The organism is Bradyrhizobium sp. Arg816, from assembly GCF_029989365.1.
GTDB lineage: Bacteria > Pseudomonadota > Alphaproteobacteria > Rhizobiales > Xanthobacteraceae > Bradyrhizobium.
In genome coordinates this window covers 104,508-118,098 of sequence record NZ_JAPRAQ010000018.1, presented here as the reverse complement: position 1 = coordinate 118,098, position 13,591 = coordinate 104,508, and the positions used below count along the sequence as shown (strand labels likewise).

The following is a 13,591-nucleotide window of genomic DNA, read 5'->3' as shown; positions in this document are numbered from 1 at the left end:
GAGCGCGAAGTCACGTTTGATTGCGGCCGACTGCACCTAGGGCAGCAAGGCCTTGGGCACACGATCAAAACTGTAGCTGTGCGGCTGGTTGCGCCGCACGAAGCCGCCGACCTGCCAGGCGAACAGTGCGGCAAAGCCGATGATGAACAGGGCGCCGGCGAACTCCCCGATCACGAGCGCGCGGATCAATAGGCCCGTCATCGCCACCGTCAGCACCGCCAGGAAGGCCAGTACCGCCGCATAGGTCTTGCGGCCGAGGCCTGCGGTCAATTCGGCGCGGCTGCCGGCTTGCGCCATCCGTGCGTGCAGTTCGATGATGAAATCGCGAAAACCGTTGTCCTGCGGCGCCATCAGCGCCGCGGTCTGCCAGCTCGTCGACAGGATCCTGATGCGGCCGCCACTGGAGTGGCTGACATCGGCGCGAAAGCGGTGCTGCTGCATCGACACCGGGCGAAACGACAGCCGGATCGCCGAGATCTCGTCATAGCGCCACAGGCCGGAGCGGCCGGCGATGTGCCAGGACAGGCCCGCGTCCGTCAGCTCGAAACGATGCGCCGAGCCGATCAGCGACGCCTTGTAGGCGTAGCTCGTGACCGACGGGCCTTGCGCTCCCGAAACCTGCATCTCGACAATCAATCCCGTCCGCGCAATCCCGCCTGCGATCGGCTTGCGCGATCGCCCTCGCCCATCCTACAAGCGGGGCATGGCTGAGACGACCTTTTTTCCGCGCCGCCTGATTCTCGGTGCCGCCGTGATCTCCGGCGTGCTGCTCGCGCTCGCGGTGCACATGCTGGGCGCGCGTTACGGGCTCGACCTCGGCGGGCTCTGGCATTCCGACACGCATGAATTCATACCCGCGGGCGCAGCGATCGCCTGGTGGCTGATTGCCACGGTCGGTTTCTCCGGCGGCTATTTCACGGCGACGTTGATGCAGAGCGCCGTCTCCGGGCAGATCCCGCAGCGGATGCGGCAGTTCCTGATCGCGGTCGGCGTGCTGCTGCTTGCCGGTGCGGGCCAGGTGGCCGCGGCACCGAGCCCGATCCCGTCCGTCTCGGGCGTGCTCGCCGGGCTCGCCGCGCTATGTCTCGGCGCCGTAATGGCGTTTTGCGGCGCGCACTTCGCGCTGCGCCGCGGCTAGACATCAGGCCGAGGCGAGCAGCCGCGGCCGGTTCAGCATCAACGCGACATCGGACGCAGGCCGCGGCTTGCTGAAGAGATAGCCCTGCGCCTGGGTGCAGCCCTCGCGCCGCAGCAGCTCGAGCTGCGTGTCGTTCTCGACGCCTTCCGCAGTGGTGACGATGCCGAGGCTGCGCCCGAGGCCGGTCACCGCGCGGATGATCGCCATGGAATCCTCGCGCGTCGCAAGCTCCGACACGAAGGAGCGGTCGATCTTGATCTTGTCGAACGGGAAGCTGCGCAGGTAGCTCAGCGACGAATAGCCGGTGCCGAAATCGTCGAGCGAGATCCGCACGCCCATGGCGCGCAGCTCGTGCAGGGTGGTCAGCGTCGCCTCGCTGTTCTGGAGCAGCACCGATTCGGTGATCTCGAGCTCGAGCCGCCGCGCCGCGAGCCCTGAGGCTGCCAGCGCATCGGTCACGGATGCGATCAGGTTCTGGCTCTTGAACTGCACCGGCGACAGGTTGACGGCGACATCGACATCGTCCGGCCAGGTGGCGGCGTCACTGCAGGCGCTGCGCAGCACGAATTCGCCGAGCTGGACGATGAGGCCGGTCTCCTCGGCCACCGGAATGAAGTTGATCGGGGCGATCAGGCCGCGCTGCGGATGGTTCCAGCGCAGCAGCGCCTCGAAGGCGACGACGCGACCGCTGGCGACGTCGCGGATGGGCTGGTAGTACGCCTCGAACTCGTCGCGCAGCAACGCCGCCCGCAAGTCCATCTCCAGCAGCCGCCGCGCCTGCGCGCGCGCGTCCATGCCGGTCTCGAAGAAACGATAGGTGCCGCGGCCGTCCGCCTTGGCGCGGTACAGCGCGAGGTCGGCGTTCTTCAACAGCTCGTCCGGATTGTCGCTGTCCTGCGGCGACAGCGAGATGCCGATCGAGACGCCGATCACGATCTGGTGGTCGTCGATCTCGTAGGGCGCAGAGATCACCTCGACGAGGCGGCCGGCAAGGGCTCGCGCCGCGGCTTCCTCGGAGCGCCCGATCTGGACCACGGCGAACTCGTCGCCACCGAGCCGCGCCACGGTGTCGCTCGCGCCGACGGTGGCCTTCAGCCTGCGACCGACTTCCTTGAGCAGCGCATCCCCGATGGGATGGCCGAGCGAGTCGTTGATGTCCTTGAAGTGATCGAGATCGAGGCACAGCACCGCGAGCTGGTCGCCCGACTTCGCCCGGCGCAGTCCCTGCTCGAGCTGCTCGTGGAACAGCACGCGGTTCGGCAGATTGGTCAGCGCGTCATGGCGCGCCATGTGCGAGATCTTGGCCTGCGCCTCCAGCCATTCGGTGATGTCCTCGAAGGTCGCGACCCAGCCGCCGCCCTGCATCGGCTGGTTGACGACGCGGATGGAGCGACCGAACCGGGTGACGACCTGGCTGGTCGTGCGGCCCTCGCGCGCGTCGGCGACGAGGCGCGCGAAGAATTCGCCCGCATCGCCCTGCCACTGGCCCCTGGCCTGCTCTTCCCGCAACACGTCGACGAGCAGGCGGCCGGCGAGCGCAATGTCGGTGCGGCCCAGCATCGCTGCGTAGCGCTCGTTGAAGAGCTGGATCTTGCCGTCAGCATCGAACATGCACAGTCCCTGCGACATGTTCTCGAGCGCGGTATCCAGCACGACTTGCTGGCGTCCCAGTTCGCCCTTGGCGCGGCGGTCGAGCAGAGCCGCCGCGAGCGCGATCGCGATGATCGCAGCGGCGGCGCTGGCGGTGAGGATCGACAATGAGGCCGGCGGGATCGACAGGCCGCTGATCACGACCGCAGGATCCGGCGTCAGCTCCACGGCGCCCATGGCGGTGAAATGATGTGAGACGATGGCAAGCGTCAGCAGCACCGTCGCGCCGAGCGCGCCCGCGAGGCTGTCGCGCCGGCCCGCAACGACCAGGGCAAGCGACCCGAGGACGATGCCGAGCACGATCGAGACCGTCACTGTGCCGGTCGTCCAGCCGATGTGCGCGGGAATCTCGAGCGCCATCATGCCGGTGTAATGCATGGCGGCAACGCCGCCACCGACGACGGCGCCACCGAGCGCAACCAGGCCCGCCCGCGTCACCGACACCGAGATGCTCAGCCCGATGAAGGTGACCGCGATCGCGAAGATCAGCGACAGGACCGTCAACGGAATATTGTAAGCGCCGCCCGCACCAGGCCCATAAGCCTGCATCGCGATGAAATGGGTTGCCCAGATGCCGCCGCCGGCGACGACGGCATCGAGCGCGACCCACGATACGCGAGCTCCCCCGCGCGCCGCGCGCGCGCGGTGAAACAGGCTGATCGCCGCCGCGCTGGCGAGCAGGCACACCGCTCCGCCGAGCGCGACCAGACGCCAATCATGCTGATCCGTCAGGCAGTAAAGAACTTGATACATTGCCGGCCCCTATTCCAACTGCACTAGAACCGGCAGAGATGGACAGTCGGTAACCGGCTCTGTGCCGGTTTCGGGAATGGTGAACAGAGAATGTGTGGGATCGCTCACATTGAGCGCCCTTGCGTCTTTGCGTCAGGCGCATTTGCGCCGAGGCCGATCACGGCGGCGGCGAGCAGCAGGACGGCAGCCGATATGATTAGCGACTGGTGAAGGCCCGTCATGAATGCACTGTCCGAGGCCACCAGCGAGCCGAACAGCGCGACGCCGAGCACGCTGCCGGTCTGCCGCGTCGCGTTCAGGACGCCGGCGGCGATGCCGGAGCGCGCCTTGTCGACGCTGCCGAGCAAGGTGGAGGTCAGCGGCGGCACCAGCAGGCCAAGTCCACCGCTGATCGCGATCATCTGCGCAAAGATCGCCCAGTAGCTGGTCCCGGCTTCGATCCAGAGCAGCCCGAGGCAGCCGAGCGCCGAGATACAGGCGCCGGCCACGATGGTCGGGCAAGAGCCGATGCGCTCGGCCAGTCGCGGCGCCAGCAGGTTGACAGGCAGCACCGCGCCCATCATCGGCACGAAGGCGAGCCCGGTCCACCAGGCCGAAAGCCCGTTGATCCTCTGGAAATACAGGCTCAGCACGAAGATCAGGCCGTAGATCGCGATGTTGACGAGGAGGCCGACAATCGTGGTCAGGGTAAACAGCCGGTGACTGAACAGCGACAGCGGCAGCATCGGCTGCACGGTGCGGCTCTCGCGCCAGACGAAGAGCACCGCGAATGCGGCTGAGGCAACGAAGGCCGCGATCACGGCTGGATGGCTCCAGCCGAGCGCGCCAGCTTCGATGATTGCGCCGGCGAGCGCGCCCAACGCACCGATCGCGGCGAGCTGGCCAGGCAGATCGATCTCGCGCGCGCGCGACCGCGTGGTCTCGCTGGCGTAGCGCCAGCTCAGCCACAGGCCGGTCAGACCGATCGGCAGGTTGACCAGGAAGATCGCGCGCCAGCCGACCAGCGTGATCAGCGCGCCGCCGACGAAGGGACCGGCAGTGAGCGCCAGGCTCGCTCCGGCGGCCCAGACCGCCACGGCGCGGCCACGCTCGCGGTCGTCCGTATAGGCACGATTGAGCAGCGCCAGGGAATTCGGCACCAGGATCGCCGCCGCCAGCCCCTGCACCAGCCGCGCTGCAATCAGCACGGCCGCATTGGGCGACATCGCGCAGGCGAGCGAGGCCGCGGTGAAGATGGCGAACCCGGCCATGAAGATGCGCTTGGCGCCGATACGGTCGCCGAGCGCACCGGCGGTCAGAATGAAAGCGGCAAAGGCGATGGTGTAGGTGCTGACCACCCATTGCAGCTCGGCGACGCCGCCGCCAAGCGATTTGCCCATCGCATCCAGCGCGGTGTTGACGATGGTGACGTCAAGCTGGACCACGCCATAGCCGAGGCTCATCGCGGCAAGCGTGAGGGAGGTTGCAAGGCGCGAACCGGCACGCTGCGCGCCGGCTCCGTCGTCGAAGGGTTCATATTTGATGGTGCTGGCTCGCATGCTGCCACCTCGGTTGCAGCCCCATGCGAAACATACGCTTGCGGCGAACCATCATGCTTCGGTTATGATCGAAGCATCGTCGCACGATAGATCGTATGTTTCGCAAGAGGCATCGAAGTATCGCGTCCTGCTCGCCGTGCAAGCCCTGTTGGCGTGAAGACATGGGAACATTGCGAGATCGCTTCCGTTGCCCCCTTCATGTTCCCTTCAAGGCAGTGAACCTCATGGCAAGAGCTGGCAACACCTCGATTCCATCTGCCGCAAGATCGGAGTTCGGCAAGACTGCAACCATCGTTGCCGTCGGCTGCATGATCGGCGCACTGTTCGCCGGCAGCACCATCGCAACTCCGCTTTATGTCATCTACAAGCAGCAGTTCGGCTTCTCCCAGATCACGTTGACCTTGATCTATGCTGTCTACGTCGTTGGCAATCTGACTGCACTCCTGGTATTCGGCGGGATGTCGGATGAGGTCGGACGGCGACGCACGGCGGTCATTGCCATCGGCATTGCCATCACAAGCGCGCTGGTCTTCCTGTTCGCACACGGGATCGCTTCACTTTACGTGGCACGGGTACTGAGCGGTCTCGCCATCGGGATCGGCGCCGGAACAGGCACTGCCTGGCTTGCCGAGCTGATCGCCGAACAGGACCGTTCCCGCGCCACTGTGGTCGCGACGGTCGCGAACTTCACCGGCCTCGGGCTCGGCGCGTTGATCGCCGGCCTGCTTGCCGAATATGTCACGCTTCCGCTGCGAACCCCGTTCATCGCCTATCTCGCGGTGCTGGTGGTCGTCGCCGCACTTCTCGCCTTGCGCGAAACCGTGAATCGGCCGCTGGCCGCGTTCGCGCAATTGTCGATCCGGCCGCGCGCCGACGTTCCGTCGTCGATCCGGCGGCGCTTCGTGGCGCCCGCGGTAACCGGCTTTGGCGCCATGGCCCTGGTTGCCTTTTTCGCCGCGCTTGCACCGAGCGTGCTCGCCAACGAGTTGCATGTCACCAGCCACGCCGTCGCAGGCGCGATCTTCCTCGAGCTTGCGGCCGCCGTTGCGCTGGTCATTGCCCTGACGCGATCCCTGTCCAGCCGCACCGCGATGCTGTGGTCGCTCGGCCTCATGTTGCCGAGCCTTGCCCTGCTCGTGACGGCGCAGTTCGTGGGATCGCTCGGCGTCATGATCGCATCGACCGCGACCTGCGGCCTGGCAGCGGGCCTCGGCTATCGCGGCAGCTTGCAGGTGGTGAACCAGATCGCACCGGATGATCGCCGTGCCGAAGTGGTCTCGGCCTATTTCATCTGCTGCTTTCTCGGAAACGCGCTTCCGGTGATCGGGATCGGCGTGCTCTCGACCCTGACCAGCCTGACCGCGGCGAGCCTGGTCTTTGCCGCGACCATCGCCGCCTTCGCAGTGATCGCCCTGGTATTCGGACTGAAATACCAGGCCGAGCAGGCTGCGCCGCAAAGCAAATAGGCGAAGCCCGAAAAGAGACGCCGCACGGCTCCGCGGCGTCTCCTGACGGAAGGTCGTTCGCCCTAGCTCGCCGCGCGCAGGTTGACCTTGCTCTCGGCGAGCGTGGTCAGCTTCTTGTCGGTCGCCTTCTCTTCTTCCAGCGTCTTGGCGAGCACGGTGGCGCAGTCGTTGCGGCCGAGCTGCTTGGCCCAGGCGATCAGGCTGCCGTAGCGGACGATCTCGTAATGCTCCGCGGCCTGGGCCGCATTGATCAGGGCGGCGTCCAGCACCGCCTTGTCGGCGACTTCACCGGCGGTCTCGTCGGCTTCCTCGATGATGCCGTCGATCGCCGGGCAGTCGACCGCCTTCACCTGCGCGCCGTGCATCTTGAAGACTTCCTCGAGCCGCTTCACGTGCTGCTTGGTTTCTTCGAGGTGCGTCAAAAAGCCCTGCTTCAGCTGCGGATCGGTGGCCTTATCTGCCATTTTCGGCAGCGCCCTGGTGAGCTGTTGCTCGGCATAATAGATGTCCTGAAGCTGGTGCACGAACAGGTCGTTCATGGTCTTGATGTCTTTTGTGAACAGTCCCATCGTTCCGATCCTCTCGGTTTCGGGAACATTGAGGCGTCGGCTCGCACGAAAAAGCCGATGAATCCGCCATGTTCGATTGCTGATGGAGCGCTAACCGGCGCATAGTACCGACGTTCCAAAAAAGTACCGACGTTCCAAAAAAGCTCGCATCGCTTGCGCTGGAACAATGCCGACTGCGGGCGGACACGAAATCATGTCAAGATGCGGACGCGCGTTCCAGGCAGGTGCCCCGACTCATATGCTTAACGCGCGCCCGATATGAACCACATATGACAAAAGCGGCGATCCACCGCAGAACCTATCGGTCGAACGCAGAACCTATCGTTGTCAAGGGCTGCACAAGTCGCTGTTTTTGCCTTAAATGAGCTACATCATGCCTAGCGGTCGAAGCCCATTTCGGGCAGTGATCGCACCCGACCGGCCAATGTCTGGCCGATCGGTCTTGCCCCCCGCCGGGAGGATGAATGCACGGACTGCTGCCCGCGCTGAAGCGCGGCTTCAAGAGATGGATCGGCTGGCGAAGGCTCGGCGTTGCCGCGAGCGTCTTCATCATCGCCTTCGCGATCACCACGCTTGCGCGCACTCTCAAGGACATCGATACCGGCGTCATCCTGACCGCGTTGACCGAGATTCCCCGTGGGAATATCGGGCTGGCGGCGATCTGCGTCGTCTTCGCGTTCTGTACGCTGACCTTCTACGACTATTTTGCACTGCGAACGATCGGCAAGAAGCACGTGCCCTATCGCATCGCAGCACTCTCCAGCTTCACGTCCTATTCGATCGGCCACAACATCGGCGCCACCGTTTTTACCGGCGGCGCGATCCGTTTCCGGATCTATTCGGACTACGGGCTGAACGCGATCGACGTCGCGAAGATCTGTTTCCTCTCGGGCCTGACCTTCTGGCTCGGTAACATCTTCGTGCTCTCGATCGGCATGGTCATCCATCCGGATGCCGCCTCATCGATGGATCAACTGCCGTCGTCGATCAACCGGCTGATCGGGCTCGGCGGCCTCGCCTCGATTGGCGCCTATCTGGTCTGGCTCTGCATGGGCGAGAAGCGCCGCGAGCTCGGCCAGAAGGGCTGGAAGGTGGTATTGCCCTCGGCGCCGCTGACGCTGGTCCAGATCCTGATCGGCGTGGTCGATCTCGGCTTCTGCGCCACGGCGATGTACCTGCTGATGCCGGCCAATCCGCCGATCGACTTCATGTCGCTGGCGGTGGTGTTCATCCTGGCGACGCTGATCGGCTTTGCCAGCCACGCGCCCGGCTCGATCGGCGTGTTCGATGTCGCCATGCTGGTCGCGCTGCCCGAATTCGGCCGCGAGCAGCTTCTGGCGACCCTGCTGGTCTTCCGCATCCTCTATTTCGTGATCCCGTTCGGCCTCGCCATCTCCATCATGGGCGCGCGCGAGCTCTGGATGAACGTGGTCGAGCCCTGGCAGGAGCGGCGGCGGCTGGCCGAGGCCTGCGCGCAGGCCAACCTGCCCAAGCAGGTGGCAGCGATGGAACGCGAGCGGTCGTTGCGACAGGCCAGCAAGCGGTAAAGGCGGGCGGCGACCGTCAGACAGAGGTTGCGGGCGGGCAGCAATGCTCTCTTATTTCCGCCTCAACTTTGCCGTTGAACACGCGGGCCATGATCCCTTTTTCCTTTCGTATCCTCCCCGCAGGCCTCCTGCTGCTTGCCGGGATTCTGACGTCCTTGCCGCTCGAGCGCGCCGCCGCGCAGGACGCCGGTGCGATGCAAATATCCTGGGAGGTGCGCAACCGCTTCCGCCTGTTCCGCGAGGAGCGCGACTTCCAGCTCCATGTCGAGAACGCGCGTAACCGCAGCATCCTCGCCGCCGAGCAGTCGCTGGAGCTCCAGAGCGAGGGCCGCGGCTGGGCCCGCAACATGGTCAACCGGCTCTGCATCGACCTCCAGGGCCGGGTCAACCAGCCCTGCACCCGCGACAACGTCAAAGAGAATTACATCACGCCGACCGACCATCCGGTGACCGTGCGCCTGACCGGCGCGGTGCCGGTCGGCGCCACCTGCGCCTGGTCGTTCGACGACGGCGACGGGCCGCAGACCTCGACTTTCGATTGCGCCGAGCCGATCAACCTGCGCGTCCGCTACGGCAAGCAGACGGTCGCCAGCGTCGACGTCTCCTCCGGCTCCGATCCGACCCAGCGTGTCCAGACCGAGATCCAGGTCCGCGACATCTTCGTCGCCGGGCTCGGCGACAGCATCGCTTCCGGCGAAGGCAACCCGGACCGGCCGCTTGCGCTGTCGGACGAGGGCTTCTGCTTCCGCTCCTATCTCGGTACTGCAGCCGGCGGCCAATACTACCGGCCGAGCCGGGCCGGATATAAGGGCGGCCGTGCCTGCGAAGCGCCGGATACGCTCGCCAACTGGCAGCACTACAGCGCGCTCTGGTTCAACTCGCCCTGCCATCGCTCGCTCTACAGTTACCAGGCCCGCACCGCGCTGGCGCTCGCGGTGCGGTACACCCACATCGCGGTGACCTTTCTCCCGCTCGCCTGCACCGGCGCCAGCATCGGCGACGGCCTGCTCGGCTCGCAGCGCGCCCGCGAATGCCCGCCCGGCAAGACCGGCGTCTGCAACACCAGCGTGAACGCCCAGGTCGCCGAGCTGCGCGAGGCGCTCACCGCGGCGAAAAAGCGCCAGCCGGACCGCACGCTCGACCTCGTGCTGCTCTCGGTCGGCGCCAACGACGTCTACTTCTCCGGCCTCGTCGCCGACGTCATCGTCGACACCGCGACCGAACGCGCGCTGTTCCGCCGCTCCGGCGTGATGGCGAGCGTCGATGATTCCCGCGATGCGCTGGCGCGCGAGCTGCCGCAGAATTTCGTCAAGCTGCGCGAGGCGCTGAAGCCGCTCGTCGGCGGCGACCTCTCGCACGTGGTCTATGTCTCCTACGCCAATCCAGCGCTCGCCGACGGCGGCGTGCCCTGCCGCGGCGGCCGCGCCGGCTTCGACATCCATCCGTCCTTCAACGCCGATCCGCAGCGCCTGGCCCGCGTCTCGACCTTCGTCGACACCGAATTCCTGCCGCAACTGAAGGGGCTCGCCACCTGCACGCGCGGCGCGCTGTGCCGAGATCCCGAAGCCGACCGCATGACCTTCGTGGATTCGCACCAGGCAGTGTTCGCCGATCACGGCTTCTGCGCCCATTCGGGCAATGATCCCGAATTCGACCGCACGTGTTTCGCCGAGAACGGCCAGAGCTTCAATCCCGATATCGTGAGCGCGGCGAGCCAGCCGATGCTGTGCGGCCGCGGCGCCTCGGAGTATCGCGCTTACCTGCCGCGCGCGCGCTGGATCCGCGATGCCAATGACAGCTATTTTGCCGCGATGACCTATCCGCAAGGCCTGCCGGCGGCGAGCCAGCCGACCGACATCCACGACGCCACCTGGGGCGTGCTCTCCGCCGTCTACGGCGGCGCCGTGCATCCAAGCGCGGAAGGCCACGCCGCGATGGCGGACGCCGCACTGCCGGCCGCGAGCAGCGTGCTCGGCCTCGATGCCGTGCCGCCCGGCGTGACGCGCGGCCTGCTCGCGCCGCTGCTGGGCACGCAGCAGTAGAAGCAAAGGCGAGCTCTCTCCACACCGTCATTGCGAGCGCAGCGAAGCAATCCAGAATCTTTCCGCGGAGGGACTTCTGGATAGCTTCGCTGCGCTCGCGATGACGATTGGGGCTAACACTCTCCGCATATTCGCTGCCGTCGCCTGCGAAAGCGGGCGATCCAGTACTCCGTGACAGACGTGATTAAATCGAGATGCCGCGGCGTACTGGATTCCCCGCCTTCGCGGGGAATGACAGCGGTGTATGCGGCGATGTCTGGCCCACACATTCTCGCAATTTCACGATCGTTCCCCGCACCTGCCGTTCCATCAATCCAAAAACGGCATCGATCGATACTCCCTTGAACTTGGACACTTTGCCGCGCGCGCCTCTAGGAGTCGCAGTGAGGAAACATTTCGAGTTCTAAGGAGGCGCGTGATGAGCGCAGTGGTGTCCGCAGCGGACGTGAGGAGATCTCGCGTCAGGCTGTTCATCGTGACCATGTTGTTCCTGGTCACGACCGTGAACTATGCCGACCGCGCCACGCTGTCGATCGCGGGCCCCGCGCTCTCCATGGAGCTGCATCTCGATCCCGTCGCCATGGGCTGGATCTTCTCGGCCTTCGGCTGGTCCTATGTCCTGGCGCAGGTGCCCGGCGGCTGGCTGCTCGACCGCTACGGCTCACGCCTCGTCTATGCCTTCAGCATCATCGTCTGGTCGCTGTTCACGATGATGCAGGGCTGGGTGGGCTTCCTCAGCGCCGGCGCCGCCATCATCGTGCTGTTCGCACTTCGCCTCCTCGTCGGCGTCGCGGAAGCGCCGTCCTTCCCCGCCAACGCCCGCATCGTCGCCGCCTGGTTTCCCGGCAATGAGCGCGGCACCGCATCGGCCTTCTTCAATTCGGGACAGTATTTCGCCACCGTGATCTTCGCGCCGCTGATGGGCTGGATCGCGCATGATTACGGCTGGCGCTACGTGTTCTTCGTGATGGGCGGGCTCGGCGTCATCATGGGCCTGGTCTGGATCAAGACCGTCTACGGCCCGAAGGAGCATCCCGGCATCAACGAGGCCGAGTTCGACTACATCAAGGAAGGCGGCGCGCTGGTCGATCTCGATGCGCCCAAAAACGATCTGATGCGGGAGCGTGCGCCCGAGTCCGGCTCCGGCTGGGACCACATCCGCCAGTTGCTCTCCAACCGCATGATGCTCGGCGTCTATCTCGGCCAGTATTGCATCAACACGTTGACCTATTTCTTCCTGACCTGGTTCCCGGTCTACCTCGTCAAGGAGCGCGGCCTGTCGATCCTGCAAGCCGGCTTCGTCGCGACGCTGCCCGCGTTGTGCGGCTTCATCGGCGGCGTGCTCGGCGGCGTCATCTCCGACGCCATTCTGCGCAAGACCGGCTCGCTCACCATGGCGCGCAAGATCCCGATCGTCGGCGGCATGCTGCTGTCGATGTCGATCATCGCCTGCAACTATGTCGACGGACAGGCGCTGGTGGTCGGCTTCATGGCGCTCGCCTTCTTCGGCAAGGGCATCGGCGCGCTCGGCTGGGCGGTCGTCTCCGACACCTCGCCCAAGGAAGCCGGCGGCGTCTCGGGCGGCCTGTTCAACACCTTCGGCAACCTCTCCTCGATCAGCACCCCGATCGTGATCGGCTACATCCTGGCCGCGACCGGGTCATTCAACGGCGCACTGCTGTTCGTTGGCGCCAATGCGCTGGTGGCGGCGTTCGCCTATCTCGTGGTGGTCGGCAAGATCGAGCGGGTGGTGCTCAAACGTTCCTCCTGAGGGCTCCCCCGGGAGCTTGACCAGGCAACTCAACGGCGGCTCCTCAGCCGCCGTCTTTGTTTTGGGGATGATCGATGCTAGAAGTGCCGGGGAAACGCCTTATCCATCTAAGGCATGTATCGATGTTCGACCTGAACCAGCTCCGCTGTTTCGTCACGGTGGCCGAAGAACTGCATTTCGGCCGCGCCGCCGCGCGGCTGAACATGACCCAGCCACCGCTGTCGCGGCAGATCCAGGTGCTCGAGCACATCATCGACGCGCCGCTGCTGGAGCGCACCAGCCGCTCGGTGCGCCTGACGCCGGCGGGGCGCAGCTTCCTGCCCGAGGCACGACGCATCTTGAAGCTTGCGGAAAGCGCCTCGCAAGTCGCCCGCCGCATCGCGCTCGGCAAGACCGGCTCGGTCAAGATCGGCTTCACCGCGGCCGCCGCCTATGGCTTCCTCCCCGAGCTCGTCGCGGCCTGCCGCGCCAAGCTGCCCGAGGTGGACTTCTCGCTGAAGGAGATGGTCTCGGGCGACCAGTTCGAGGCGCTGGCGTCGGGTCAGATCGATGCCGGCCTGCTCAGGCCGCCGATCGCGCGCCCCGAGCTGACCAGCCGCCGCGTCGTCGCCGAGCCCCTGCTCGCCGCGATCCCGAAGAAGCATCCGCTGGCGAATGCCGAGACCATCACCATCAAGGACTTCGACGACCAGCCCTTCGTGATGTACTCGCCCTATGAGAGCCGATATTTCCACGATCTCCTGGTGGCGCTGTTCACCCGCGCCGACGTGCTGCCGCGCTATGTGCAGCATCTGAGCCAGATCCATTCGATCCTCGCCATGGTCCGCGCCGGCCTCGGCCTTGCCATCGTGCCGGCGGCGGCTGCGAGCCTGAAGATCTCCGACGTGCGGCTGCGGCCGCTGAAGCTGCGCACGCGCGTCCCCGTCGAGCTGTTCATGGTCTGGCGCCGCGACGACGAGAATCCGCTGCTCTCCGCGCTGGTCAAAATCGCAGGCGAATTGTCCTCCGCGGAGGTGGCGGACGATTGATGCTCAATCCGCATCGGTCGATATAGGCTTTGGCTTGGACGCGCATCGAACGGTCTCCTAAACAACGGCGCATGGACGCGCAGGCTTCG

At 65.7% G+C, this 13,591-nt stretch carries 10 protein-coding genes; 6 read left to right on the top strand and 4 right to left on the bottom strand.

The annotated features are described in order from the left end of the window. Positions 1–36: 36 nt before the first annotated feature. Positions 37–624 carry a hypothetical protein gene (locus tag OWC48_RS32910; protein WP_282523709.1) on the bottom strand — a complete coding sequence of 196 codons (588 nt, stop codon included), beginning with the start codon at positions 622–624 and terminating at the stop codon, positions 37–39. A 79-nt stretch (positions 625–703) separates the two neighbouring features. Between OWC48_RS32910 and OWC48_RS32905 the strand changes: the two genes are divergently transcribed. Continuing rightward, positions 704–1,138 (top strand): hypothetical protein, encoded by a 435-nt coding sequence (locus OWC48_RS32905; RefSeq protein ID WP_028148540.1) that lies wholly within the window; start codon positions 704–706, stop codon positions 1,136–1,138. A gap of 3 nt (positions 1,139–1,141) precedes the next feature. Here the strand turns inward: OWC48_RS32905 and OWC48_RS32900 are convergent, their stop codons facing one another. Both OWC48_RS32900 and OWC48_RS32895 read right to left on the bottom strand, forming a co-directional pair. Next, entirely contained in the window at positions 1,142–3,541 is a 2,400-nt protein-coding gene (locus OWC48_RS32900) for an EAL domain-containing protein (protein ID WP_282523708.1), read from the bottom strand. Positions 3,542–3,645: 104 nt separating this feature from the next. Next, on the bottom strand, positions 3,646–5,079 hold the full coding sequence (locus OWC48_RS32895) for an MFS transporter (protein ID WP_282523707.1): 1,434 nt from the start codon (positions 5,077–5,079) through the stop codon (positions 3,646–3,648). Between the two features lie 224 nt (positions 5,080–5,303). On the opposite strand from OWC48_RS32895, the gene OWC48_RS32890 reads away from it, so the two are divergent. After that, positions 5,304–6,545, top strand: a complete 1,242-nt coding sequence (locus tag OWC48_RS32890; protein WP_282523706.1) for an MFS transporter — start codon at positions 5,304–5,306, stop codon at positions 6,543–6,545. Positions 6,546–6,607: 62 nt separating this feature from the next. Here OWC48_RS32890 and OWC48_RS32885 read toward each other — a convergent pair whose 3' ends face one another. Beyond that, positions 6,608–7,114, bottom strand: a complete 507-nt coding sequence (locus tag OWC48_RS32885) for a ferritin-like domain-containing protein (protein WP_282523705.1) — start codon at positions 7,112–7,114, stop codon at positions 6,608–6,610. A 464-nt stretch (positions 7,115–7,578) separates the two neighbouring features. Here OWC48_RS32885 and OWC48_RS32880 point away from each other — a divergent pair, with 464 nt between their 5' ends. The 4 genes from OWC48_RS32880 to OWC48_RS32865 all read left to right on the top strand — a co-directional run bounded on the left by OWC48_RS32880 (position 7,579) and on the right by OWC48_RS32865 (position 13,502). Then, the gene (locus OWC48_RS32880; RefSeq protein WP_028158294.1) at positions 7,579–8,661 is read left to right on the top strand and encodes a YbhN family protein; all 1,083 of its coding nucleotides are present in this window, start codon (positions 7,579–7,581) and stop codon (positions 8,659–8,661) included. An 89-nt stretch (positions 8,662–8,750) separates the two neighbouring features. Next, entirely contained in the window at positions 8,751–10,703 is a 1,953-nt protein-coding gene (locus tag OWC48_RS32875; protein WP_282523704.1) for a hypothetical protein, read from the top strand. 418 nt (positions 10,704–11,121) lie between these two features. Next, on the top strand, positions 11,122–12,474 hold the full coding sequence (locus tag OWC48_RS32870) for an MFS transporter (RefSeq protein WP_282523703.1): 1,353 nt from the start codon (positions 11,122–11,124) through the stop codon (positions 12,472–12,474). 122 nt (positions 12,475–12,596) lie between these two features. Further along, positions 12,597–13,502, top strand: a complete 906-nt coding sequence (locus OWC48_RS32865) for a LysR substrate-binding domain-containing protein (protein ID WP_282523702.1) — start codon at positions 12,597–12,599, stop codon at positions 13,500–13,502. Positions 13,503–13,591: the final 89 nt, after the last annotated feature.